The organism is Paenibacillus sp. 8b26, from assembly GCF_050626875.1.
Classification (GTDB): Bacteria; Bacillota; Bacilli; order Paenibacillales; family Paenibacillaceae; genus Paenibacillus.
The window spans coordinates 325263-349010 of the sequence record NZ_CP192445.1; the positions used below are offsets into that span (position 1 = coordinate 325263).

The following is a 23748-nucleotide window of genomic DNA, read 5'->3' on the forward strand; positions in this document are numbered from 1 at the left end:
TCTCCAAGAACAAAAACCATAATTTTTTTATGTTTTTCCTTGTCAATTGGTAAAATATGTTGTGTATCTTTGACGAGCGTTATGGATTGATCCGATAATTCTATCTATTCCTCCTTGTTAAAAATCATTTGAGAATTATCATCCTAATATGTCTATAAAGAGCTCCACGGCAAGATCTCACACCACTTCTCATAACTCTTGGCTTCTTATCCGTGTATTCCTACCACGCCAACAATACAACATATCTAGAACGAACGGTAAATAATGATTTTATGACCGAAATTAAGATCAGGTCTTTTCGGAGTATAATCCGACCACGCCAGAGATGTTCGATGAAGAATGCAAATTGAACGGCTGCCTGTATGTCGGCGGTCCGGGAGAATGTGAAGCTGAACGCTGTTCAGATTGTTGCGAAGATTGCTCTTGAGCTGATTGCTGCTGATGGGTCTTCTTCATTCGTTGGATCATTGATCAACAAACAGATTTCTATGGAATTATACTTCCTGAAAAATATGCATACACAATTGTTAAAAATATAAAATTCTTCGACCGAGCCTGAACCAAGGTCCGCGAAAGTGTATGTTCGTTCCGTATGAACACATTCAATATGAAATGGGAGGAACACAAAAAAGGTATCTCTTCAATCATCGAGATACCCTTTATGGTTGCCGTCTTATATATCAATAACTTAGATACACCCAAATTATAGCGTCATATACACGATGTTACGTGAATTGTTTGCATTAAGCACCTATCTTAGTGATTAATGCTGTGTGCTCCTTTTTGTTTTAAGAATAACCGCTCACTCCATACCTTTAGCTGCGCAAAAGCATAAACGACGCCGAACGAGCATGCTAAAGTCGAAAGATAAACCAAGAGCAGCGCCACGAAGAAAGGAAGCTGGCCTATCAAATTACCGAACAAGCGCAGCACGATGACCAGAATGAACACGTTCGCTGTAAAGGCCCGATACGCGTAAGTAGAGAGCCATTTATAGTATGGAAGTGAACGGGAATTCAGGCTGATCAAATGTCTGGCCAGCATGTATATCAGGAAGATCACTAACAGACTGTACAAGGTCATGGACGGCTTCAGATAAATCAGATTTCCGAAGGACATATCCTCAAATCCAAAACTGAAAAACTCGCGATTTGTCCAAATGAGAATAAGCAGCATTACCGGAATGAGTATGAACTGAATCCGGCGAAGCACTCCGTCAAACTGTTTCTTATATACCCAAGCGATTCCACCTAGTAAAGCATAAATAAAATAACTGACGAAAAAGCGGTCAAGGTAACGCAGACTAATCGCATATGCTCCCTGGAATACGAAGGTATCGTACATCCATAGCCACGCTCCGAAGATCACGAAGCTCACAATAAGCAGCGGAATGACCCGCTTAGGCTTAGCCAGGTATTTGTAGCAGATGAAAATAAGAACTGGCATCAGCAATTGAAATTGCAGCATCATCACGGTGTACCAAAACTGTGATGATGCATTACCAAGCACAAATGACTCGATGAGCGTCCAGAATGATGTAACGTGCTGATTAGCCTGAATTTCGGGGAAGAAGATTAAGCCAGCCGATGCCCACAGTAAATAAGGAATCACGAGCTCACCGAATTTTTCCTTATAAAAATGGGATACCTTAGTATGCTGATTATTTTTCACCATCCCATATACGATGGCAAAAATAAAGACTGGTGCAGTATACTTCACTATATTGAAAATAACGCCTAATAAGGCTAGATCATCATTAGTGTGTGCATACTTCAGAAACATTCCCAGAACGCTTTGCAAGACCGCTCCGCTAACAGCAAACACCTTTAAGATATCGCTCTCATTAATATTAATATTCCGCTCTTCAGTGTTTTCCATAATGCGCACTTCCCCTTTGACAGCTTGCCTGAAGCCAAATGGTCGTGCATTCCTCCCTTTTGCCGTTGATTATAGCTCCTCATTGCCAAGGATTACGGACGAGCTTGGGGCCCGAAGAAGTTCGCAGCACCACAGTGCTGGCCCGTCTCTCAAGAATTTCGTGCAGGACGTAGGCACCGTCTCTTGTCTCCAATTGAATATCAATTCGAACATCCAGATGCTCCAACTTGTGCACAAGTCTTTCAGCTGCAGCATAATCAATAACCTCCGAGCCATCTATAACAAGGTCAAGATCACTCGTTTCCTTCACAGTGTGGTATTGCGTCACTATTTCGAACCCCGCACTTCCCACTGGTCCCCAGCGCCAATCCAGCATGATTTCCGCTAATAAATCCATCACCTGCAGGACGGGCTGTTGCCGTCTTGTTGTAGATAAAGAGTTCCACATCTGACGCTCCGCTATCGCATAAGGAGACACGAGCTGGCATACGCCCTCCGGGTCAAGGAAGGCAGCTTCCCGTTGATTCCGTTCTGGCCCACGTATTCCGACGGGAATAGAACCATTCGCTAACAGTTCAGCCCTACGAACGACTACAAAGGGGGTCCGCCTCAGCGAGGCGGTTACCCACTCCTTGTCTTCGTAGAAGGAGAGATATTTCAAATTGGACACTTCAATCAGATCATGTGACCGAATTACCATTGCTCCAAAAGTGCTTGTCGAACGTTATTAGTTGCCGTACGTCCACCTGCCAGAGCTTCCTTGGTCTGCAAGCGGAAGCTAAGGTCACGAGGCGCTCCTTTCGTACTTTCAATAGCCTCGGAAATGGTCCATTCCACAATGGCTACATCACTGTTCTGTGGATCGTCCGCTTGGATCCCGCTCAGCAGCGAATATAGTGCTCCTAGAGTACTGTAGCTGCGCACATCATAGGCCATGGCTGGGACTTTCTTGGTAGCTTCATCCAGCTCTGCAATCGTCCGCTTGGTGATTCGGGCAGCAGAAGCCTTGGACATGGCTTGAATATTAACTTTGCTGTCATCCAGTGCGATCAAGCGATTTGATTGCAATCCATGTGCAAGGAACCCTCCAGAAATCGCGTTGCCAACGATTACACCGATGACTGGATGTCCTTCTAATCTAGCGGTTGCATAAGCGTCTGCGCTTGCTGCGAGAGCAAGACTAATACCGACCAATTCCTCCTTATAGCCATAGGCTTGACTCGGTACATCGATGACAACGATGATTGGACGTTTGGTGGCTTGATCCTCATCCTGACGAATAGCATCTCTGACGATTTGGGCCACTGTCCAAGCTTCGCGCATACCGACCTCGCCATTTCTGACACGCGGAAAACGGTTAGAGGTATCTGGAACGATCGCAATATATCTACACAATTGTCCATTCTTCTCCACATCAGCCGCTAGCACAGAAGGAACATCACTGATGGGGTGATTTATGCCCGTCAAATGTGAGAACCAGTAGTAACCTCTGCTATCCGAAGCGTCAGATGTACCTTCTCTTGCCAGCGGAACAGGCTGCTGTACTGGCTGGATCTGCTTGTAAAATTCACGATAACGCTCAGGTGTCCAAAACTCTGTAGGATCAAGGTCGCTTAGCAGGGTCAGATAGAAATCGATTTGTTCGGTTCTAGCAGGTTTCGCAGGTGCCTTAAGTGCGTTATCAATCGCTTCGATAATTGCATCCGTCGTATCTTCCACCACTTCGTCAATCAATCCGGTATGGAAGCGCTGGTTGGCTCCAATTGTGTTCCAAATCAAGGCCTTATCGCTGGAATCGAACTCCATGACCCCTGCTTCCTGTTCGATTACCTCCGGCCCATTGAGGCCAAGACGTGCCTTCTTTGTAGCAAGCAAAGTGGTGAACAACTCAGCAGTAATGGACATTCCCCCGAATGCCCCTACGCGGCCTGGGATCAGCCCGATAACCGGAACGTATTTACGCAGACCGACGATCTGTGTCGCAATCTCCGAAATCGACAACAACCCATAGTTCGCTTCCTGTAGCCGAACACCCCCTGTATCGAAGATCATGATGGGATATAGTTTGTTTCCGCTCTTATTCGCCTCCAGTGCTAATTCGAGCGCTCCGGAAATTTTGGCCCCGCTGACTTCTCCAATGCCCCCTCCTTGAAAAGCTCCTTCCATCGAAATGATCAAGACTTTCTGCTTGCGTATTTCGCCAAAAGCCAGAATGATTCCATCATCGCTCTGAGGAACAATACCTTGCGGTTCAAGGTGCGGGGATTGGATTTTGTCCAACGGCCCAAGCAACTCCCTGAAAGTCCCCTCGTCCAGTAGCGCCCTGGCTCTCTCGCGTCCATTCAGCTCCACAAAACTATTCTGCATAGTCAAGCACCTCCAGCACTTGCGTAAATCTAAGCATTACTACCCCCGGAGTGGCTCCGAAGTCATGAACCGTAATATTGGCAGTAATCGGATAACGGGTAAAAAAACGTGTCAGCACATTTTCCCATACTTGTCCAAACCCTTCACTGCCTGTTAAAATGCTGACGTTGGTGGTCTGGCCCTCCACAGGCTCTACAATAATCTCCAAATCCCCCGAACCGACGACACCGATATGTGCCGGCTTACGGATGGGCTTCGTCGTTTGATATTGAAACTGTAATTTTTCCATCCTTCAGGAACACCTCCAAGTAAAAGTATCAATCGATGAGAAACAATGTGGCGGCTAGCAGGTCGGCGCTGCCTCCAGGTGAGAGCCGTCTAAATTTACAATGCTCGGACAATCGGTAAAACAACTTTCTGCCCGACTGGGTTCTGAATCCGTCTGCAGCAAGGAAGGCACCGGACATTCGCTTGATCGTTATCAGGTCTGACCAATGGCCGCGATGTAGGATGCAGGTATCGTCCACACTTGCCATCAAAGCCAATAATGCCTCGATGCGTGCTTCCTCCTCCGTCTTGCCACAAGCTCTGGCGTGCAGCAAAGTGGGCAGGGCATTATCACGGATGTGCGGAAAACCGAGCCTCGCCTCTTCCTCTGCTCCCATTACCGCGTATCTCTTCTTCACCGATTGTCCATTCGTCTGCTGCACAGGGCGATACCGGTCATGGAACGACGCGATTCTTCCTGCAATGCTCATAATTTGTAATGGGTCCTGTTCTTCGGGCAAGGCTGCCCGTGCACTCACTAGAAGGCCAAGGGCCCAAATGCCCCCCTTATGTGTATTCACTCCATTGGTTGCACGGAGCATCACTTTCTCGCCATCTCTCCCGATTTGAGCAATTTTCTCGCGCAATGTCTGGTTCACCGGATGTTGGTAGGACACATTGGCTATTTCCCGAAATGTATTCTCCAATGATCTCGCGGATTCAAGCATCAAATCAATGGACATGTCGCTATGAGAGCCATTGTCCCTGGCATCCACAAGCCCAGGCTTGGGCGTAAGCAACGCCTCTTCCATCAGTGCCTTTACAGCCTTGGCAGCCAGGGAAACCGCAAGAGCTGTATGTTTGGTCGCGAGCATGGCTTTAAGACCAGCTCCGGAATTTAGCAGGCGGATCATATAACCCCTCTGACCAATCCACGAGATCGTTAATCGTCTGCGCAGCCAGCAGCGAGCGCTTAGCTTGTCTACGCATGATCCCAAGATCCTCAGGGTAGGCCACAATTCCTCTGTCACGCAGCAAGCTTACATCGCTCTCATGGCTTTCCATACCCAATGGCGTTACGCCTGCAATCGCCGCTAGTGCCTTCGTTCTCTCCTCAACGCTGTCTGTTTTGTAGAGATATGCGATACCTTCCTCTGTGAGGACGTGGGTGACATCATCCCCATAAATCATGACTGGAGTAGTGGCGAGGCCAGATTCATCCTTCACCTTGATGGCATCGAGCGAATCGACGAATACTGGCTTTTTGTTGGCACCATAGGTTTCAACCATCTGCACGACCAGCTTGCGTCCTTTGGAGAGTTCCGTCGGACGCTCAATCATGTCAAGCCAGGCATGAGTCGCATGTCGCCGACCACGGGGATCATGTCCCATATTCGGTGCTCCTCCAAAGCCGGACAGTCTGCCGGAAGTAACAGTAGACGAATTGCCTTCGTCGTCCATCTGTAACGTCGATCCGATAAACATATCCACTGCGAATTGGCCAGCAACCTGACACATCGCCCGGTTGGAGCGCATAGACCCATCCTTGCCGACGAAGAACACATCCGAGCGAGCGGCAATGTATTTCTCCATGCCAACCTCGCCTCCAAAGCTATGAATGCTTTCGACCCAACCGGACTCAATCGCTGGAATCAAGGTTGGATGCGGGTTTAGGGCCCAATGCTTGGCAATTTTCCCTTTCAAGCCGAGCTGCTCGCCATAGGTCGGCAGCAAAAGCTCAATCGCTGCAGTATTAAAGCCGATACCATGATTAAGCGACTGAACCTGATGCTTTCCATAAATGCCCTTGATCGCCATCATGCCCATCAGGATTTGCAGCTCTGTAATATTTTGCGGATCGCGGGTAAAGAGTGCTTCCAGCGCATAAGGTCTGTCAGCTTGTACGATCACGTCAACCCAGGACGCCGGAATATCCGTTCTCGGCAGCACGTCCACAATTTCGTTGACCTGTACGATTACAATACCATCCTTAAAAGCCGCCGCCTCAACGATCGTTGGAGTTTCTTCCGTGTTGTTTCCTGTATACAGATTGCCCTCACGATCCGATTTGTCCGCCGCTACAAGCACTACATCTGGTATAAGGTCAATGAAGAGACGACCGAATAATTCCAAATACGTATGGATGTCGCCGAGCTTCAGCGTTCCGTCATCAATCATTTGTGCGACACGCAAGCTCTGGGAGCCACTATAGGAAAAATCCAACTTCCCAGCAATGCCTCTCTCGAAAATATCCAAATGCTCAGGTCTTGAAATGCTGGACATAATCATGTGCAGGTCATGCACCTTGCCTGGATCGACCTCCAGCAGCTTTTGGGACAGATAGGACGCCTGCTTCTGGTTATCCCCCTCCAAGACGACCTTCGCACCTGGCGCGATCAATGTCTCCAGCAGATCGACGATCCGGGATGGGTCAACGTATTTTCCATCCAGCCATTTGCTCACCTTTTCTAGCTTTTCCCGTTTTTTGTCACGATTCTGTGACCAGGAACGCAGCACCTTATTCATTCTTCTTGCTCCTTCCATTTTCTAATCAGATACTGGGTCGCTTCCAGACCAATCTCGCCCACGGCTATTTGCCGGGTATCCTTGTGGGCCTGCTTGACGAGTACAGAAAGAGTCTGACCCGGAGGCATCTCGATGAAACAGTCAGCTCCCGATTCTACACAGACAGCCGCCATATCCATCCACAGGACGGGATAAGCTACGTTTAGGGCAAGGTCCTTCACAATTTTTTCCCTGGCTGTCGTCTTTCTGCCCGTATGATTCACCAAATATGGAATCTGGGCATCCTGCAAAGGAAAAGTGTGTATTTGCTCCAATAGTTTCTTGGCTACCTCTGACATCAGCGGGGAGTGTGAAGGAATCGGAACCTTCAGAAGCACTGTCTTAGCGGCCCCAAACTCCTTCACATGCATAAAAGCTTTATTTATCCCTTCCAATGAACCGGATACGACGATTTGCTGCTCTGCGTTCATATTCGAGAGGTAGACAGGCGTCGCCTCGCTATGAGAAAGATCCATGACTTGTTGAACCTCTGTCTTCGTAAGTCCGATAATCGCACCCATTCCATAGCCCTCAGGGAAAGCTTCTTCCATCAACCGGGCACGGAGCCACACGATCCGAAGCGCATCCTCGAACGAAAGAACTCCCGCGATCACCGCCGCAGGAAATGCACCAATGGAATGCCCTGCCACGAATTGGGGCCGGATACCCTGCTCGATCAACCGATAGGCTATTGCCGTCTCCTTAACGAAGAGTGCAATCTGAATCCAGACCGTTGAGCCCATAGCCTCCTCATCATCACGCAGTTCAGTTTCGATGATACTTGTTGCCTTTTTCACATACTCGGGCACATCTTGGAGCATTCCAGGAACCTGTGACCCCTGGCCGGGAAATGTAAAAACGATGTTCAGAATCTCACCACCTTTAGCGGATTCATTTTCTTTACATTGTCAATTGTAATAAGTGAGCAAATACCTGTAAAATATATATATTCACATATGATCGATAACCTAATGGTTATAAAGGAGATTTTTCACAATGGATTATTTGCAGCTTAGGTATTTTCAAGTGACCTCCAAGTATGAGCATGTCACACGTGCCGCGAACGAGCTGTTTATCTCACAGCCTGCCTTAAGTAAAATGATTAGAAACCTGGAGGCGGAATTGGGTGTGCAGCTATTTGACCGCGAAGGAAAACATATCGTGCTGAATGAATATGGAAAAAAATTCCTAAAAAGAGTAAACCAGTCGCTATCAGCGCTAGAGCAAGGCATATCCGAAGTCAAAGAAATGAAAAATGAAAAGGTAGAGGTCATCACGTTATACGTAGCCGTCGGCTCTATGCTATTGCCCAAGATTGTCGGTAAGTTTCGCGATCTCTACCCTCAAATTAGATTCAACCTGACCCAGCACCCTGCGAAGATGAAGAAAGGACTTGCGTACGATTTTGCGATTACGTCCGAAGAGTTGACGGACAACGAGCATGCGATCCTGCTGGAGGAGGAAATTTTGCTTGGCGTACCCACATCTCACCCTCTGAGTTTTCAGGACACCGTATTCCTGAAAGACCTAGAGCATGAGAAGTTTATCAGCCTTACACCTGGCAATTCGCTTAGGAAGACAACAGACCGCTTTTTTACTCACATCCCTTATGAACCGGACATCGTCTTTGAAAGTGATGATCCGGCTACGGTAAGAGGGTTGATTCAGACAGGACTTGGCATCTCCTTTATTCCTTCTATCCTGTGGAGGAACGTCGTAACCGAAGGCATCAAACTGCTTCCAATCAGCGAGCCTCGATGTACGCGAACGATCTATCTGTCCTGGCCTACTGGGGAACTGCACACCGATATAGAGAAATCGTTCTTCGAGTTCATCATTAGATTTTTCCGAGATATTGCTTAGCATTGACAGTGATGTGTAACCAAGTGGATAGTCTGTAGCTTACGTTTATTTCATAACTTAGTCATAACCACCGGCTTAGCCGGTGGCTTCCATCAGCCCTAAGGGCATGAGACCAGCGAGCGGTGGTAGTGACCTGTCGCCTCCAAAACAACAACCGAAGCCATGCCTGTGTTGGCCTCTAGCTTGGCCAACATCGCTCCTAACCGCTCGAATCTGTGCTCTTCATGCAAAATAGGGTTTATTTCGTTTGAAAAATCCCTGCGCCGCGCTTGAACCCTAGGTTCACTCCTTATCTTTTATTTCGTCGGTCTTTCCACGATGGTTCCAAACCCGTAGCTTGGCTTGTGATGCGGGGCCACCAGCCCCTACCAGCTGAAATATGGTCTTTTGGAGGGTTGTAGGAGAACTGTTTTTGTTACGGGATCACTGCCCCTAAAGCCACCACGTTTTCTCGACACCCTATCGTAAAACGACGATAAAAAAGGCCAACCAGAAGATTCTGGCTAACCCGATAATACAAGAAGACACTAAATTAATGACTTTCAATGGTACCATGATTTTGTCCCTCGACAGCATCAAAGATTTGATAAGATCATAGATAGAATAAAGTGAAGTTGTCTCAAAAACTTTTGTTTTGAGACAACTTCACTAAAATCAATTATAGAACTTATCAACACAACTCATATTGTGCTAGTGTCAATCACGAATCTGTACTTCACATCTGAAGCTAACACGCGTTTGTAGGCTTCGTCAATTTGGTCAGCTGAAATGACTTCGATCTGAGGAACGATGCTATGTTTTGCACAGAATTCCAGCATTTCCTGAGTCTCACGGATGCCTCCGATCATTGAACCTGCAAACGAACGACGTGTCCGATGAGAGACATCACGTTTACTGACAACGGCTCCCCAGGAGCACCCACGTTAACCAGAGTGCCATCCAGAGTGAGCAGTGCGAAATATGCATTGATGTCGATATTCGCACTTACTGTGTTAATAATCAAATTAAAGGACCCAGCGAGTTTTTCGAAAGTTTCTGGGGCTTGTAGCGTAGTAGTTATCTGCCCCGAATTGCAAGCCATCATCCTTTTTCTTCAATGACTGTGACAGAACAGTTACCTCTGCACCCATTGCATGTGCAATTTTGACAGCCATCCACCCATACCCACAACCGCTACTTTCTTACCTGGTCCAGCTCCCCAATGATTTAGCGGCGAGTATGTTGTAATACCTGCGCAAAGTAGAGGTGCAGCGACATCAAGCTCGATGAGCATTCAGATAGTTCGCTGCTATTCTAAAATGACCAATTTATCTAATACCATCATTATTCAGCTTACCAGCTTTAGACCAACTGCTGAACCGAGTACCATCGCGATGAACAGAATTCTCGCGGTATTACGCGGTTCACCATAAAAGATCATGCCCAATATGGCCCCGCCCGAAGCCCCAATACCGGTCCAGACGGCGTAGGCCGTTCCCATTGGTAGTGTTTCCATAGCTAGGGTTAGAAATAAAAAGCTCAATCCAAAGCCTCCAAGCAAGTAGCAAGTGGACAGGAAATTCCGGTCTTTATGGAGCTTATTAATCATGAGAACTCCAATCATCTCAAATACGCCTGCCAAAATTAGAAATACCCAGTTCATACGTCAGTGCACCTCTTTTCCTTGTTTCTTCTCTTTGCTCTGTATTTTGAGCCCTACAACTCCGAGCAGAAGCACCCCGATCAGCAACAATTTAGATCCCTGTACCTCAGCACCAAACAACAAAATTTCTGCCAATATAGTACCGGCCGTTCCCAACCCGACAAACACTGCATAGACTGTTCCTACCGGAATCGTACGGGAAGCCATAATCATGAGTATGAAACTTACTAAAATGGCAACTAAAGTGCCTCCCCACTCTAACCATCCACTGGCATGTTTCAGGCCGATGACCCATCCAACTTCAAATAATGCCGCAATTACAACAGATAACCATGTCTTGTTCATTCTGTGCTTCCTCCTTTTTGATAATGCTGCAATATAGTATGGATTTAAAGCAGCAATAAAAAAAGCCTGAGATCATACTGCATACAGCAGTTTTTCTCCCAGGCTTTTATCCCTCCGTGGCACAGTACGACGACTGTGAGTTTTCTCTCGGACCAGCCGATATTACATCGCGGAACCCTAGAAAACATTTTTGAATTCAATTATAGTTAATATTATACACATTAGTAAATAAATCACAATATGAAATTTAATAAGAATTCGTATATCATCCTAAACTTATATCATTGTTTTGGTCATTATGAAATCAATTTGTTCTTCATCACCCATATAAAAAGAGTGTGCGCCAGTTTGAACAAACCCCATTTTCTTATAAAAAGAAATGGCGTTTTCATTTTTTCCCCATACGCCGAGCCAGATTTTCTTTTTATTATGTTCCATCGCAATTTCCATAGCTTTATTTAGCAGATATTTACCAAGCCCATGTTTTTGAGATTTGTTTTTTATATAAATCCTCTCAATTTCAAGCGACTCATCATCCATTTTTTCGGATTGGGCATCATTCATATTTACCTTTAAATATCCAGCAAGTTCTTCATTGAAATAGATGAAAAAGATTTCTGAAGAGACGTTGGACAATTCCTCCTCCAACTGTTTAAAGTTAAATGCTCTTTCCAGATAGGCTTTCATATTTTCAGGTGAATTCTGATCTTTAAAAGTATCGTTGAATGTTTCAATACTTATTTCTTGGAGTATTTGTAAATCTTCACGGCTGCACTTTATTATTTTTACAGTCACTCTAATGTATCGCTCCTTCATGTGAATCAATAATTTCTCTTGTTCCCCTTTTTTACAAATTCCCAGTCATTCCCTATATTTTCTCTTACTCTTTGAAGAAGATTGAAAATGGATTCTACTTCTCTTTCCGAAAATCCCTCTAATGCAACGTTATTGGAATAATCATTTTCTTTTTTTATAAAAGGATAAACATTGTTCCCTTTCTCTGTTGGAAAGAGTTTTTTAATTTTTTGGTTATGGTTATCCTCTTTCTTTTCAATAAATCCATTGATTACAAGTTTTTTTATAGCACGGGATGCAGTTGTTCGATCTACTTTTATCATCTCCGCTAACTTTTCTTGAATGATTCCTGGGTTTTCACATATTCGCACAAGGTACAAATACTGCCCTTTTGTAAGATCATATTCTTTAAATTCTATATTACTTATAGAATCTAATGCCCTTGCTATCATTCCAATTTCACGAAGTACTTCCTTCATAGTTAACTCCTTTGCATCTATTTTGTTGCAAATGCAATAAAAATGGCATATATTAAATTTACCCTTATTTTATTGCATTTGCAATATAAAATTATGATGAAGAGGTCGAGTAAAGTGAAATATGTTTTTTTTGTATTAGGAATTTTTATATTATCCCTTGGAATTTCTTTCACTATACAATCAGACCTTGGGACTTCACCTTTTGATGCACTTTTGGTAGGACTATCCATAAATGTGGGACTTACTGTGGGAAGTTGGGAAATCATAATAGCTATAATATTGATATGTTGTAATTCACTTTTAAAAAGACAAAGACCAGAAGTTTTGGGGTTGTTAACAGCATTTATAACGGGTATTGGTATTGATATGTGGCTTTTTTTATTGCACAATTTGATAACACCTGAACTATGGTACAGCAAAGTTGTTTGTTTTGGAATTGGTTTAGTTGTTGTAGGATTAGGAACTGCAACATATTTACAGACAAATTTTGCACCCATTCCAGTTGACCGATTAACATTAATCATACAAGAATTAACTAGAACAAATCTATTTTTTTCGAGAACATTCCTCTACCTTATATTCTTGATCATAGCAGCCATTTTAAATGGACCCATTGGCATTGGAACTTTGTTAACCGTTTGTTTAGGGGGGCTAATACTCAATTACTTTATGCCATTTACCGGAAAAATACTAAACCGCATATTAACACACTCTGGTACATCACCAAATTATGAGAAAGATAAAAAGCATTCTATATAGAATGCTTCAGACTGAAGACAAAGTCGTTAGAATTGCGTTTCTAACAAGTAGTATAATTGATATAGGAATTATCGGAAGGTAAGAGTATGCTTCACAAGGAAAATCCGGCCTACAATCGTGGTCAAGTCGGTTTTTACAGTCTAGACGAGTTATTTCCTAAAGACTACTTACTTCGTCAGATTGAGGAAACCTTTGACTGCTCCTCAAAATCCCTATTATCCAATGCCTATTCGGCATTCGCTCCATGCGTCAGACTATCAAGGAAATTGAAGTCAATAATGCTTACCGCTGGTTTCTGGGGTTAACGCTAGATGACAAGGTCCCACATTTCACAACATACGGAAAGAATGTTGTCCGCCGTTTTCAAGATAAAAAAAAAGAAATGTGTACTCTTCCATCGATTTTAGCACCGATGGAAGAGTACACGCTTCTCATTGATTTATTAAGGAAATTCCGGGATTTCGAACTCTTTGATGATATCCTGCATAACGTCGGCAACCGTAATATTACGCATTTCATTTTCCATGCTTTGTTGAATTCTATCCAATTTCGAATCCATTGCCTTATGGATATTGCTTCCTATCGGACATTCTGGACTAGGATTCTCATGGAAATGAAATAGACTCTCTTCCTTTACAGAGTCTACTGCTTTATAAATATCATAGAATGTGATTTCATAAGTTTTTCTTGAAAGAGTAATACCACTTTTCCCTTGACTAATGCTGATGATACCAGCTCCCTTAAGACTTCCCATTACATTTCTTACGATAACAGGATTCACACCGATGCTGCCCGCCAGAATGTTACTGGTAACTTTTTCGCTTTCACCCAAATAATCAATTACCGAGAGAAGATGAACCCCTATCGTAAACTTACTTGAAATCTGCATCTCAACAACCTCCTTCTTGTAAGGTAATCTCTTACAAGAAATCTGTCAATGCAGATCACTGTTGTTATTCGCTAACAACGCTGATTCTTTCTTTGATATGGCTACCTGACTCGATCTCGTCGATCATTGCAATTGCATAGTCAGCATAAGAAATGACACTCTCTCCTTTACTGTTGAGAATCAACTCTTCGCCACCGAGAATGTATTTTCCAGTTCTCTCACCATCTGCTTGGAAATCTCCTGCAGGACTGACATAGGTCCAGTTAACATCATCGTACTTGCGAAGATCATCAAGTGCCTTCTGGTGTGCATTAAGTACTGGCATTGCTTCTTCTGGGAAAGTCGTAACATCCGCAACGGTCTTCGTATGTTCTGGATTGACAAACAGACTTCCTGCTCCACCAACTACTAACAGTCTTGTGTCTGCTCCCTTCAAAAGATTCGCCAAATGATTAGCCGCATCTGGAACAATATGAACTGTTTCTGGCGTCCAAGCACCGACTGCGTCAACAATTACATCCAATCCTGCTAGATCTTCCTTATTAATCTCAAAAACATCTTTGATAATTGCGTCATTTGCGCGTGTTTTGTTCTCCCCTCTAACGATGGCAGTGACATCCATACCACGATTTAACCCTTCTTCGACAATTAGTCGTCCGGCTTTGCCATTTGCTGCTACAACTGCGATTTTCATTATGAAATCCTCCTATAATTCACTTTGGTTTTTCCTATCTTGTAATACCTTTTATTACAAGTTGATTATAACAGATTCTTTTTGACTTGTAAATAACTTTGTTACAAGTTTTGAGAAATAAATAACAACTTGACCAAGTTTACCACTGCAAACTCAATCAAGCTGTTTATTTTTATAGCCGATTTCGAGCACTCTTGCCAGAGATAATCACTAACAGTCAAATGGTGCACCTCCGCATAGAGTCTCATCTCTTCTAAACCTTCTAAAATACTTGGTAACGTATTCTTCACTTTTACAGTGAGGTATTTGCCAGCTAGCTTTTCAATTTTTGTCAATAGCGCATTACTTTCCATATGAGTCGTTTGCTTAATAAAACGAAAGGCAGCTGTCATGTAATTTTTACCATCATCCAGGGCTAACTCCGTCAAAAATCCAGTTTGACTGGTTATTAAGCTTTGCATATCCCACAATTCATCATCGCTGATTCTGGCTACAAGACACCAAGTATTGCCAAATTTCTTATTGATCGAAACATCAGCCCTGTCTTTCCTTATACGAGACCTAGGGGCAAGAAAGATAAATTAAGATCCAAGGAATTTATTTATGATGACTATTATGACTGTTACCTCTGTCCAGAAAATCAGGTCTTAACCTATCGCACAACAACACGTGAGGGTTACCGAGAGTATAAAAGCAATTCGAAAATTTGTGAGACATGTCCTCTTCTATCCATCTGCACTGACAGTAAGCAACATCAGAAAGTTGTAACTCGACACCTTTGGAAAGATTACATGGAGCTTTGTGAAGATATCCGCCATCAAATTGGTATGCGAGAGCTTTACCAACATCGCAAGGAGACGATTGAGCGCCTGTTTGGAACAGCTAAGGAATATCACAATCTTCGTTACACAAGAGAGAAAGGCAAGTCCAAAATGACAGATAAGGTTGTGCTTACTTTGGCATGTCTGAATCTCAAAAAACTGGTAAAACTAATGGCAGACAAGCCTTTTTATTTAAAATATTTAATAAGAGATTTTAAGAGGTGATGGATAATGATGACAAGAAACAATAATTCTGAAAGAGATCAGTTAGAAGTAATCGCAATTGACCAATTAGTACCACAAGATCATTTGGTGCGAAAAATTGAATCTGCTATTGATTTCTCCTTCATTTATCCATTGGTTGAAAAACTCTATTCAACACTAGGCCGTCCGAGTATTGATCCTGTTGTATTGATTAAGATGACATTTATTCAATATGTATTTGGTATACGCTCTATGAGACAAACCATTAAAGAAATTGAAACAAATGTGGCATATCGCTGGTTCTTGGGATTCGGTTTTTATACAGAAGTTCCTCACTTCTCTACCTTCGGTAAGAATCATGAGCGTCGTTTTAAAGAAACCGATCTATTTGAACAAATCTTTTATCGGATTCTAAAAGAGATTACAGATAAAGGTTTATTGAGCGCAGATCATGTATTTATTGATTCAACTCATGTTAAAGCAAGTGCTAATAAACGTAAATTTGAAAAGAAAACAGTGAGAAAAGAAGCTCGAGCTTATGAAGCGAAACTTCAAGCTGAATTAAATCAAGACCGTATTGATAACGGAAAGAAACCTTTTCCACCTGAAAAGTTTGAAAAGGAAGAGATAAAGGAAATTAAGGAAAGTACTACTGATCCTGAAAGTGGGTACTACGTAAAAGATGAAAGAACAAAACAGTTTGCTTATTCTTTTCATGCTGCTACTGACCGAAATGGTTTTGTATTAGGATCCATTGTAACGCCTGGAAACATTCATGATAGTCATATACTTCAACCATTAGTAGAGAAAATAATTGATAAAGTAAAGAAACCTTTAGCTGTTGCTGCTGACGCGGCATATAAGACTCCTGCAATTTGTAATTTTCTTATAGAGAATGGCATCACTCCTGCACTTCATTATATTCGACCAAAAACAAAGGAAGGGTTCATCCGTAAACATGAATACGTTTATGATGAGCACTATAATTGCTATATCTGTCCGCAAGGAGAGGTATTATCATACACAACAACCACGAAGGAAGGATATCGGCAGTACAAATCCAATCCCTTGAAGTGTTCAAAGTGTCCTTTACTAGAACAGTGTACTCAGAGTCAAAATCATCAAAAGTTAATCCAACGCCATATCTGGGAAGGCTATTTAGAAGAAGCCGAACACCTTCGTCATAAACAAGAAGTAAAAGAAATATATGCACGTCGAAAAGAATCCATTGAACGAGTCTTTGCAGATGCAAAAGAAAAGCATGGTATGCGATGGACAACCCTACGGGGACTTAAAAAATTGTCCATGCAGGCGATGCTAACTTTTGCTGCAATAAATCTTAAGAAATTAGCCAATTGGACTTGGGTAAGTCCAAAAATGGCATAAAAAATATGAATAATAGGCAATTTATACTTATTTTTAAGATAGATTCTAAGAAGAAAATCAAAAATCAAAAAGGCATTTGGGAAAGAAAGCTTTCCCAAATGCCTTTTGTCTTCAATCTGAAGCATTCTATATAGAATGCTTTTTATCTTTCTCAATTAACCTGATCCGTTAAAAGATGTAATATCATAACGTTGATTTCGATACAAAATTGTACTTTGTACTTAGTTCCAGACCTACGGCCGAGGAAATTCCCTACATATTGAACCTCATTTTTTTCCAAGTTGATACTGAAACTTAAATGCTTATATTTCTTTGTTTCAATTTTGTTCCTCTAGAAGAATTGGTACAGTTATTTATCTCTTAATTGGTACTTTAATTGTGTCTAATTCATTTTTATAAATTACTTTGAATTCCCCATTTTCAGAAGTCACCTTATCTCCATTTAAAGGAATGATCTTTAATGGAGAATACCCTCCAAACCCAACATCGACGAGGTACAACTTATCGCTATAATTGATTATAATAGCAACATGTGTTTTTCCTATTGCACTCCAGCTTCTTCGACTAGTATAGTCGTACCTCATACAGCGAATTAGCTTTGTATTATACCCATTTTCACTTAAAAAGAAATAAAATAATGAATTTAATTCATAGCAAAGCTGATATGGTCGGTCAATTTGATATAAATATTATCGCTCAGTTTCACGGATATCTTCTGCTTCGCATATTCGATCACTTCATGTGAAAGCTCCAAATGCTCTACCTTTACCCATCACGATCATTTCATTCTGATGCTCGTCGGCCAATAATATCACATTGTTATTAAAATTTTTTTGATTTTCATTTAGACCACCTTCATACCTTCTCGCTATAGGATAATAAATATACCTAAATTGAAACGATAATAACGACTGCGCATCGGCAACCTCACTCGTCACAATTTAGGTATCGCCTGCCGAACAGTCACAATCCCAAAGTGTTATTAAGATAAATGGTTTGAAAGCGTATAAATTCTTTGGCAATATAATATGGCCACCTAGGCAGAAAAGGATTGGAATCACCTAATCTATACTAGTTTGACTCACCGAACTTAATTTTCGAAAATCTGAAATACTGAATGTGAACACCATTACGCCTAAAAGGATTATAACGGCAGCGCCCAATATAGCAGATGTGTATGTTTGGTTCCTTGAGATTAAAAAACCTGCAACGAGTGGACCAATCACTTGGCCAAGTCCATAGCTGCTAGTAAGCAGTGCAATTATCTTCTGATGATTCGTAGTATAGTCCTTGGCTAAGGCTATCGAAAGAGTTGTTATCCCCATGAAAGTTACACCAAACAATAAGGCACCAATAATGACCGAAGTCAATGAATTTACAACCACGGGAAGCCCTATACCTATAGCCTGTACAACCATAGCAATGATTAGCGTTCTTAATTTACCCCATCTATTTGCTAAAGCTGTCCAAAGAATACATGAAGGTGCAGCTGAAATACCCACTAAGATCCAACTAAATGAGGTGAGATTAGGTATATCTGATACGGTCTTGGCAAAAGCAACAAGGTACGTTCCAGTGACAATATAGCCCATTCCCTCTAATCCATAAGCGATGATCAAACAAATGATCAGCTTTGGTGCGTGATTAGCGACGTTTTGCTGATTATGTCTAAGACTTAGAGACTTAACAAACGTTTTGTTTTGATTTTTAGTTAAAAAATACCAGCTAACGAAAGCAAGTATGAGACTGATATAACCCAGCCCTACCCAAACTTCACTCCAATTCCCAACCCGAGAGAAAACAGGTACAACTAAGCCTGTTATAAGTATTCCTAAACCTACACCACTGTAAAAACCTCCTGATTGGATTGGTGTTAGCTCTTCAAGAATCATGCTGGATGTAATAATAAACACAACAGCACTAGCTAAGCCAGAAACAAAACGAAGTACAAACCAGGCGTCAAAGGAATTATACATTCCCATTCCCCCTGTACTTGCAAAACTACACAACAAGCCACCGATCAAAAAGTAGCCTCTATTTTTGTCTTTGACGAACATCGTGAATATCGCTCCAATAAGGTATCCGAAGTAATTGCTAGATGCTAAGTATCCAGCCCCTTCTTCTGACAGCAAACCGTTGTCCACCATAATTGGCATTATTGGCGTAAAAGCAAACCTTCCAATGCCCATACTAACAATCAAAGCTAGTATTCCCCCTATTAAACGATAAGCTGAGAGCTTCCTCATAAAACCCACTTCTTCCTTTAGAATCTGTCTCTACGTAGTAGCATATATCCTGAGTTACTATCATGCATAGTTCAGATTTGAGATGGTATGCATCTGATTTCAAGATGGATGGAACCTTGGGATATAATTAAAGAGTCATTATTTATTATATTGAACACAAATAACCAATAAACTTGAGTCAATGTCTATTGGTTATAACAGTTATTTTTGACGGATCTTTCAACCTCGTGTTTTGAGCATATTCGTGTTCATTCAATCTGCCGTGCTGTGTTTTTCCAAAAATCCTAACATCAATTCTCCAATTTCTTTCGCATGAGTTTCTAAAGCAAAGTGTCCTGTGTCTAGTAAGTGAATTTCCGAATTCGGCAGATCCCTCTTGAAGGCTTCGGCACCGGCAGGAATGAATGAGACATCGTTTTTTCCCCAAACCGCCAAAAGAGGAGGTTGATGTTCTCGGAGATAGTGCTGAAATTGCGGATACATTTTTACATTCGTCCGGTAGTCGTAAATTAAATCCAGTTGTTTTTCATCATTTCCAGGTCGGGACATATACGCACTGTCAAGGATATATCCATCTGGAGAGACCAAGTTATCTTTCGTTCCGTCAACATATTGGTTCTTAATCGTTGTAGGAGCAAATGCAGTTCTGTAGCTTTCTCTTTTTTCCTGTGTTGGGTTCTGCCAAAAATCTTCTCTTGCAGCCCATTTTTCACCCAAGCCTTCACGGTACACGTTACCATTTTGGCTTACTATTGCGGTTATACGCTCTGGATTACGCATAGCAATGCGAAATCCAATTGGTGCACCGTAATCAAATACATATAGTGCATATTGGGTAAGCTTTAGCTTACAAATGAAACACTCCATGATATGGGTGATATTTTCAAATGTGTATGTGAAACCAGCTCGGTCAGGTGAGAGTGAATTCCCAAAACCCGGAAAATCCGGAGCAATTACAAGGAAGTCATTTTCTAACACAGGAATAAGATCCCTAAACATATGGCTTGCACTTGGAAAACCATGAAGTAATACAATCACAGGTTTGTCGGTTCGCCCTGCTTGGCGATAAAAAATGTCAATTCCATTTACATCAACAGTATGGTAAGTCGTCATTGAACATATCCCCTGTTCTGATAGATTACGTATTTATAATTTGCCATTTAAAAATTGTGCTTCACCAAGTCCAAAACTCCAATCCGCATCTCCATTTTCAACGATACTTACGATAACGTCTTCAGGTGATATACCACAATGCTGTTCTAGCCTTTCTGCGAGTAAAGAATACAGTTTCTCCTTCTTTTCATTTGCTCTAGCTTTACTAATGATCGTTAAAACGACAAGATTATTAGAGCGATTGATTCCCAATCCAGTATCTTCAATAACCATCTGATAGGATGAATGTTCATGAACAACTTGATATCGGTCTCGTTGTGGAACGTCAAAGGCCTCAACAATTGCTTCATGTGAAACATCTAACAACCGTTTTATACTCTCCTTGTCTCTACCCTCAATTAAATTAAAATGAACAAGTGGCAATACAACCAACTCCTTTTTTCATTATCCTGTATGGGGCAAATCCCCTTTACAACTGAATGATACTTCTGGCCTCTTCTACAATTTGATTTATGATATCGCCTGCAGATTGGTTAACTGTTAGCATTCTAGTTCCCTGACCTGCCCAAAGAGCCATGTATTCTGGATTGTTTTGACGAGCAGAAGCGTTTCTGATCTCTCGAGTTAATGTATTTTGGGTAGGGAACGATAGAGGCTTGATATTGGATGCTTCCCATTGTTGTATAAAGTCATTCTTTATTCCCCGTGCTGGTCGTCCAGAAAATGCATTTGTAATGACAGTGCTTTCCTCGGTGCTATCAAGTAATGCACGTTTGTATACCTCATGTGCACCAGACTCAACTGATGTCAAAAATCGCGTTCCCATCTGTACACCTTGTGCCCCTAAAGCGAGTGAAGCCACGAGCCCTCTGCCATCCATAATTCCGCCGGCAGCAAGGACTGGAATATGGACTTGATCTACAATTTGGGGGACAAGTGCCATGGTTCCGATGTTTGCCCCAATGGGCTGAGATGATACATCAAAAGTTCCTCGATGCCCTCCTGCTTCACTACCTTGTGCAACTATTACATCACATCCGCGTTTCTCCGCTTGAATAGCTTCCTCTACAGTTGTTACCTTACTAATAATTTTAATACCCAACGATTTTGCCTTCTGCATATGATGCTCAGAAAGTAATCCAAAAGTTGTACTAATAATCGGAACCTTTTCATCCAATAAAATGCCAAACTGTTCCTCAAAATGATTGGGTGTACGTATTTCATCTTTAGCACGGTGTTTCAAACCCAAGGACTCTCGAATGGTAACCAACTCTTCGTTTACGGCATCAAAATTTATATACTGATCAGGTCCAACATGAGTAAAAATATTTACGGCAAACGGTGCATGAGTCAGTTTTTTGATCTCGCGTACGGCAACTCTTAGTTCTTCGGGGCTCATATAAGCAGCACCTAGGGTACCCAACCCACCTGCATTAGAAACAGTAGTGACTAATGGTACCATATTTGTAATACCCGCCATCCCCGCGAGAACGACTGGATAACGAATATTGAAGCTTTCACAGAACTTACTGTTTAATTGAATAGACATCGATTTGTCCTCCTGATCAATTAAGATTCCATTCTTTATAAGTTTACATCGAGTTTACCTATCATGTATAATCCGTAAATCAGATGCTATATATCATGATTTCAGATAGATCGTATTCAAAAGGAGGTTCAACTTGGATATTCACTTGTTGGAGATTTTCATTCAAGCTGCTCATGAGGGGAGTATTTCCAAAACAGCGAAGAAACTAAATTATGCTCAATCCAATGTTACACACAAAATTCAACAGTTAGAGGCCGATCTTCAGACAGTCTTATTTTATCGTCACAAGAAGGGAATTACGCTTACTCCTTCTGGACAAGTTCTAGTAACATATGCCGAAAAGATTTTAAATACGATTAACGAAGCTAGAGCCGCAGTAGGAAGCAGTTCCATTCCTTCCGGTCCTCTTGCTATCGGTTCTATGGAAACAACAGCTGCAGTCCGGCTCCCTTCTGTTTTCGCACAATTTCATTTAAAATATCCGGATGTAGATTTTTCTTTAATTACAGGTCCCACAGAAAAGCTACTTCATGGAGTCCTTCATTATGAATTGCATGGGGCTTTTGTTTCCGGTCCCATTGAACACCCTGATCTGACACAAGACAAAGTTATCGAAGAGACGCTTGTTCTTGTAACTTCACCAAAACATCCTTTAATACAATCGATTCATGATTTGCAAAATCATACAATGCTAGTTTTCCCTAAGGGATGTTCATACCGTACCAAGCTTAACACTTTCCTGCAAGAAGAAGGATTATTACCTGTGAAATTAATGGAATTTGGAACGCTTGAAACGATCATTGCTTGTGTTAGTGCAGGATTGGGCATTACTTTACTGCCCTATTCCATAATTGCTGATTATGAATTTCGTGGAAAGGTAACCTGCCACTCATTACCAGACAAGTATTCGTCAGTAACGACAATGTTTGTTAAACGAAAAGATACCCTAATTACACCGGCATTATCAGCTTTCTTAGACGAGACAAAAAAAGAAATTCTCTAAAACTAGATAGCCTTCATGGTAAAAACATCAATGAAAATAAAGCTATAGCTAGATGCTATAGCTTTATTTTCCCTATGAACCAGATTAAACTTAGTGGACCATAGCCCCAATTCGAAAAACTGCGTTCACGACTACATGACTTAGGCATCCGTATCTTTTTTATCTTCATTTCGTAGTAATGAAAAATCCCTAACGGCACGATTACATAGTCCAAACTGGTCTTTTGCGATACGGTAAAAAGTCTTTTTATCCCGAATCTCCATTTTTGTCATTGGATTGTCAACACTAATTCAGACAACTTTTTTAAGGGCTGATTTTCTGTAGTTTACTGGGCTCATGTAGCCCAAAGTTCATATTCCTCCACAATATCTGCTCTTGATTTTCCATTCTCATATAGTTGAACCACTTGTCTCTTGAACTCGTCTGTAACTGTACGTCTTTTTCTTGGCATAGTAGATCCGCTCCTTGTATGTTGTAATTATTCTACTAGCCCTTAATTTTTCTGTCCAACCAAGTGTATCCGATCCATCGTTATGATTGATTATAATAGCAACATGTGTTTCTCCTATAGCACTCCAGCTTCGACTAGTATAGTCGTACCTCATACAGCGAATTAGCTTTTGCATTATACCCATTTTCACTTAAAAAGAAATAAAATAATGAATTTAATTCATAGCAAAGTCCACCTTCATTGCGTTCGATTATTTTTTTATTAGATTTTCAGGTGTTATTTTACTCGACGAATTGTTTATAATACTTAAATTTTCAAATGGAATTGTTTTTGCTGTTTTTTCAATAATAGTATTTAAATCTTCAAGTTCTAATTCATTGTCCCAACTTATTCCTAATCTATTACGCAATAATTTATTTAGGTTTAACATAT

27 protein-coding genes, 3 pseudogenes and 1 riboswitch are annotated in these 23748 nt (G+C 41.8%); of the genes and pseudogenes, 6 read left to right on the forward strand and 24 right to left on the reverse strand.

Annotated features, from left to right (window positions below):
• Positions 1-756 precede the first annotated feature (756 nt).
• The 7 genes from ACQ4MX_RS01310 to ACQ4MX_RS01340 form a co-directional block, all read right to left on the reverse strand.
• Entirely contained in the window at positions 757-1878 is a 1122-nt protein-coding gene (locus ACQ4MX_RS01310) for an acyltransferase family protein (RefSeq protein WP_431088890.1), read from the reverse strand.
• Between the two features lie 79 nt (positions 1879-1957).
• Positions 1958-2578 carry a malonate decarboxylase holo-ACP synthase gene (locus ACQ4MX_RS01315; protein WP_431088891.1) on the reverse strand — a complete coding sequence of 207 codons (621 nt, stop codon included), beginning with the start codon at positions 2576-2578 and terminating at the stop codon, positions 1958-1960.
• Positions 2572-4245, reverse strand: a complete 1674-nt coding sequence (mdcD, locus tag ACQ4MX_RS01320) for a biotin-independent malonate decarboxylase subunit beta (protein ID WP_431088892.1) — start codon at positions 4243-4245, stop codon at positions 2572-2574. Before mdcD ends, ACQ4MX_RS01315 begins: the two co-directional genes overlap by 7 nt.
• A complete protein-coding gene (locus ACQ4MX_RS01325) occupies positions 4235-4534 on the reverse strand; it encodes a malonate decarboxylase subunit delta (protein ID WP_192512599.1) in 300 nt (99 codons plus the stop codon). The genes mdcD and ACQ4MX_RS01325 overlap by 11 nt, the downstream gene beginning before the upstream one ends.
• 28 nt (positions 4535-4562) lie before the next feature.
• Positions 4563-5387, reverse strand: coding sequence for a triphosphoribosyl-dephospho-CoA synthase (locus ACQ4MX_RS01330; protein WP_431091224.1), 825 nt, complete (start codon positions 5385-5387; stop codon positions 4563-4565).
• A gap of 4 nt (positions 5388-5391) precedes the next feature.
• Complete coding sequence (mdcA, locus tag ACQ4MX_RS01335) at positions 5392-7038, reverse strand: malonate decarboxylase subunit alpha (RefSeq protein ID WP_431088893.1); 1647 nt, start codon at positions 7036-7038, stop codon at positions 5392-5394.
• On the reverse strand, positions 7035-7949 hold the full coding sequence (locus ACQ4MX_RS01340) for an ACP S-malonyltransferase (RefSeq protein WP_431091225.1): 915 nt from the start codon (positions 7947-7949) through the stop codon (positions 7035-7037). The genes mdcA and ACQ4MX_RS01340 overlap by 4 nt, the downstream gene beginning before the upstream one ends.
• 124 nt (positions 7950-8073) lie before the next feature.
• Between ACQ4MX_RS01340 and ACQ4MX_RS01345 the strand changes: the two genes are divergently transcribed.
• Positions 8074-8940, forward strand: a complete 867-nt coding sequence (locus ACQ4MX_RS01345) for a LysR family transcriptional regulator (RefSeq protein ID WP_431088894.1) — start codon at positions 8074-8076, stop codon at positions 8938-8940.
• A gap of 680 nt (positions 8941-9620) precedes the next feature.
• Here ACQ4MX_RS01345 and ACQ4MX_RS01350 read toward each other — a convergent pair.
• From ACQ4MX_RS01350 to ACQ4MX_RS01370, 5 genes and pseudogenes are all read right to left on the reverse strand, one after another.
• A pseudogene (locus tag ACQ4MX_RS01350) lies at positions 9621-10207 on the reverse strand (NAD(P)-dependent alcohol dehydrogenase); the annotation flags it as partial.
• Between the two features lie 60 nt (positions 10208-10267).
• Positions 10268-10582, reverse strand: a complete 315-nt coding sequence (locus ACQ4MX_RS01355; protein WP_431088895.1) for a DMT family transporter — start codon at positions 10580-10582, stop codon at positions 10268-10270.
• A 3-nt stretch (positions 10583-10585) separates the two neighbouring features.
• Positions 10586-10927 (reverse strand): DMT family transporter, encoded by a 342-nt coding sequence (locus tag ACQ4MX_RS01360; protein WP_431088896.1) that lies wholly within the window; start codon positions 10925-10927, stop codon positions 10586-10588.
• A 93-nt stretch (positions 10928-11020) separates the two neighbouring features.
• A riboswitch (guanidine-I (ykkC/yxkD leader) is annotated at positions 11021-11119 on the reverse strand.
• Between the two features lie 84 nt (positions 11120-11203).
• The gene (locus tag ACQ4MX_RS01365) at positions 11204-11722 is read right to left on the reverse strand and encodes a GNAT family N-acetyltransferase (protein ID WP_431088897.1); all 519 of its coding nucleotides are present in this window, start codon (positions 11720-11722) and stop codon (positions 11204-11206) included.
• A 26-nt stretch (positions 11723-11748) separates the two neighbouring features.
• On the reverse strand, positions 11749-12201 hold the full coding sequence (locus ACQ4MX_RS01370) for a MarR family winged helix-turn-helix transcriptional regulator (RefSeq protein ID WP_431088898.1): 453 nt from the start codon (positions 12199-12201) through the stop codon (positions 11749-11751).
• 114 nt (positions 12202-12315) lie between these two features.
• Between ACQ4MX_RS01370 and ACQ4MX_RS01375 the strand changes: the two genes are divergently transcribed.
• On the forward strand, positions 12316-12960 hold the full coding sequence (locus ACQ4MX_RS01375; RefSeq protein WP_431088900.1) for a YczE/YyaS/YitT family protein: 645 nt from the start codon (positions 12316-12318) through the stop codon (positions 12958-12960).
• A gap of 86 nt (positions 12961-13046) precedes the next feature.
• A pseudogene (locus ACQ4MX_RS01380) lies at positions 13047-13336 on the forward strand (transposase); the annotation flags it as partial.
• 66 nt (positions 13337-13402) lie between these two features.
• On the opposite strand, the gene ACQ4MX_RS01385 reads toward ACQ4MX_RS01380, so the two are convergent.
• The 3 genes from ACQ4MX_RS01385 to ACQ4MX_RS01395 all read right to left on the reverse strand — a co-directional run bounded on the left by ACQ4MX_RS01385 (position 13403) and on the right by ACQ4MX_RS01395 (position 15004).
• Positions 13403-13849 (reverse strand): Rrf2 family transcriptional regulator, encoded by a 447-nt coding sequence (locus ACQ4MX_RS01385; RefSeq protein ID WP_379386453.1) that lies wholly within the window; start codon positions 13847-13849, stop codon positions 13403-13405.
• Between the two features lie 64 nt (positions 13850-13913).
• Positions 13914-14543, reverse strand: coding sequence for an NAD(P)-dependent oxidoreductase (locus ACQ4MX_RS01390; protein ID WP_431088901.1), 630 nt, complete (start codon positions 14541-14543; stop codon positions 13914-13916).
• 101 nt (positions 14544-14644) lie between these two features.
• Positions 14645-15004, reverse strand: a complete 360-nt coding sequence (locus ACQ4MX_RS01395; protein ID WP_431088903.1) for a hypothetical protein — start codon at positions 15002-15004, stop codon at positions 14645-14647.
• 3 nt (positions 15005-15007) lie between these two features.
• On the opposite strand from ACQ4MX_RS01395, the pseudogene ACQ4MX_RS01400 reads away from it, so the two are divergent.
• Both ACQ4MX_RS01400 and ACQ4MX_RS01405 read left to right on the forward strand, forming a co-directional pair.
• Positions 15008-15589 (forward strand): annotated as a pseudogene (locus ACQ4MX_RS01400) (transposase); the annotation flags it as partial.
• A gap of 6 nt (positions 15590-15595) precedes the next feature.
• On the forward strand, positions 15596-16954 hold the full coding sequence (locus ACQ4MX_RS01405; protein WP_431088905.1) for an IS1182 family transposase: 1359 nt from the start codon (positions 15596-15598) through the stop codon (positions 16952-16954).
• 353 nt (positions 16955-17307) lie between these two features.
• Here the strand turns inward: ACQ4MX_RS01405 and ACQ4MX_RS01410 are convergent, their stop codons facing one another.
• The 7 genes from ACQ4MX_RS01410 to ACQ4MX_RS01440 form a co-directional block, all read right to left on the reverse strand.
• Entirely contained in the window at positions 17308-17631 is a 324-nt protein-coding gene (locus ACQ4MX_RS01410) for an arylamine N-acetyltransferase (protein ID WP_431091227.1), read from the reverse strand.
• Positions 17598-17690 (reverse strand): PRD domain-containing protein, encoded by a 93-nt coding sequence (locus ACQ4MX_RS01415; RefSeq protein WP_431088906.1) that lies wholly within the window; start codon positions 17688-17690, stop codon positions 17598-17600. The genes ACQ4MX_RS01410 and ACQ4MX_RS01415 overlap by 34 nt, the downstream gene beginning before the upstream one ends.
• Position 17691: 1 nt before the next feature.
• Positions 17692-17892 carry a CAT RNA binding domain-containing protein gene (locus tag ACQ4MX_RS01420; RefSeq protein ID WP_431088908.1) on the reverse strand — a complete coding sequence of 67 codons (201 nt, stop codon included), beginning with the start codon at positions 17890-17892 and terminating at the stop codon, positions 17692-17694.
• Positions 17893-18015: 123 nt separating this feature from the next.
• Positions 18016-19155 (reverse strand): YbfB/YjiJ family MFS transporter, encoded by a 1140-nt coding sequence (locus ACQ4MX_RS01425; RefSeq protein WP_431088909.1) that lies wholly within the window; start codon positions 19153-19155, stop codon positions 18016-18018.
• Between the two features lie 297 nt (positions 19156-19452).
• On the reverse strand, positions 19453-20313 hold the full coding sequence (locus tag ACQ4MX_RS01430) for an alpha/beta fold hydrolase (protein ID WP_431088910.1): 861 nt from the start codon (positions 20311-20313) through the stop codon (positions 19453-19455).
• A gap of 33 nt (positions 20314-20346) precedes the next feature.
• Entirely contained in the window at positions 20347-20736 is a 390-nt protein-coding gene (locus ACQ4MX_RS01435) for a tautomerase family protein (protein ID WP_431088912.1), read from the reverse strand.
• Positions 20737-20782: 46 nt separating this feature from the next.
• On the reverse strand, positions 20783-21862 hold the full coding sequence (locus ACQ4MX_RS01440; protein ID WP_431088913.1) for an NAD(P)H-dependent flavin oxidoreductase: 1080 nt from the start codon (positions 21860-21862) through the stop codon (positions 20783-20785).
• A gap of 133 nt (positions 21863-21995) precedes the next feature.
• Between ACQ4MX_RS01440 and ACQ4MX_RS01445 the strand changes: the two genes are divergently transcribed.
• Positions 21996-22865, forward strand: a complete 870-nt coding sequence (locus ACQ4MX_RS01445) for a LysR family transcriptional regulator (RefSeq protein WP_431088914.1) — start codon at positions 21996-21998, stop codon at positions 22863-22865.
• A gap of 585 nt (positions 22866-23450) precedes the next feature.
• Here the strand turns inward: ACQ4MX_RS01445 and ACQ4MX_RS01450 are convergent.
• Both ACQ4MX_RS01450 and ACQ4MX_RS01455 read right to left on the reverse strand, forming a co-directional pair.
• Complete coding sequence (locus ACQ4MX_RS01450; protein ID WP_431091228.1) at positions 23451-23570, reverse strand: arylamine N-acetyltransferase; 120 nt, start codon at positions 23568-23570, stop codon at positions 23451-23453.
• Entirely contained in the window at positions 23567-23746 is a 180-nt protein-coding gene (locus ACQ4MX_RS01455; RefSeq protein WP_431088916.1) for a hypothetical protein, read from the reverse strand. The genes ACQ4MX_RS01450 and ACQ4MX_RS01455 overlap by 4 nt, the downstream gene beginning before the upstream one ends.
• Between the last annotated feature and the right edge of the window lie 2 nt (positions 23747-23748).

What these genes read in the sequence shown, in the direction of transcription:
- ACQ4MX_RS01360 (WP_431088896.1), bottom strand. Translation starts at nt 10,927, where the DNA reads ATGAACAAGACATGGTTATCTGTTGTAATTGCGGCATTATTTGAAGTT.
- ACQ4MX_RS01325 (WP_192512599.1), bottom strand. Translation starts at nt 4,534, where the DNA reads ATGGAAAAATTACAGTTTCAATATCAAACGACGAAGCCCATCCGTAAG.
- ACQ4MX_RS01455 (WP_431088916.1), bottom strand. Translation starts at nt 23,746, where the DNA reads ATGTTAAACCTAAATAAATTATTGCGTAATAGATTAGGAATAAGTTGG.
- mdcA (WP_431088893.1), bottom strand. Translation starts at nt 7,038, where the DNA reads ATGAATAAGGTGCTGCGTTCCTGGTCACAGAATCGTGACAAAAAACGG.
- ACQ4MX_RS01395 (WP_431088903.1), bottom strand. Translation starts at nt 15,004, where the DNA reads ATGCAAAGCTTAATAACCAGTCAAACTGGATTTTTGACGGAGTTAGCC.
- ACQ4MX_RS01440 (WP_431088913.1), bottom strand. Translation starts at nt 21,862, where the DNA reads ATGTCTATTCAATTAAACAGTAAGTTCTGTGAAAGCTTCAATATTCGT.
- ACQ4MX_RS01370 (WP_431088898.1), bottom strand. Translation starts at nt 12,201, where the DNA reads ATGAAGGAAGTACTTCGTGAAATTGGAATGATAGCAAGGGCATTAGAT.
- ACQ4MX_RS01390 (WP_431088901.1), bottom strand. Translation starts at nt 14,543, where the DNA reads ATGAAAATCGCAGTTGTAGCAGCAAATGGCAAAGCCGGACGACTAATT.
- ACQ4MX_RS01330 (WP_431091224.1), bottom strand. Translation starts at nt 5,387, where the DNA reads ATGCTCGCGACCAAACATACAGCTCTTGCGGTTTCCCTGGCTGCCAAG.
- mdcD (WP_431088892.1), bottom strand. Translation starts at nt 4,245, where the DNA reads ATGCAGAATAGTTTTGTGGAGCTGAATGGACGCGAGAGAGCCAGGGCG.
- ACQ4MX_RS01430 (WP_431088910.1), bottom strand. Translation starts at nt 20,313, where the DNA reads ATGACGACTTACCATACTGTTGATGTAAATGGAATTGACATTTTTTAT.
- ACQ4MX_RS01385 (WP_379386453.1), bottom strand. Translation starts at nt 13,849, where the DNA reads ATGCAGATTTCAAGTAAGTTTACGATAGGGGTTCATCTTCTCTCGGTA.
- ACQ4MX_RS01315 (WP_431088891.1), bottom strand. Translation starts at nt 2,578, where the DNA reads ATGGTAATTCGGTCACATGATCTGATTGAAGTGTCCAATTTGAAATAT.
- ACQ4MX_RS01355 (WP_431088895.1), bottom strand. Translation starts at nt 10,582, where the DNA reads ATGAACTGGGTATTTCTAATTTTGGCAGGCGTATTTGAGATGATTGGA.
- ACQ4MX_RS01405 (WP_431088905.1), top strand. Translation starts at nt 15,596, where the DNA reads ATGATGACAAGAAACAATAATTCTGAAAGAGATCAGTTAGAAGTAATC.
- ACQ4MX_RS01345 (WP_431088894.1), top strand. Translation starts at nt 8,074, where the DNA reads ATGGATTATTTGCAGCTTAGGTATTTTCAAGTGACCTCCAAGTATGAG.
- ACQ4MX_RS01310 (WP_431088890.1), bottom strand. Translation starts at nt 1,878, where the DNA reads ATGGAAAACACTGAAGAGCGGAATATTAATATTAATGAGAGCGATATC.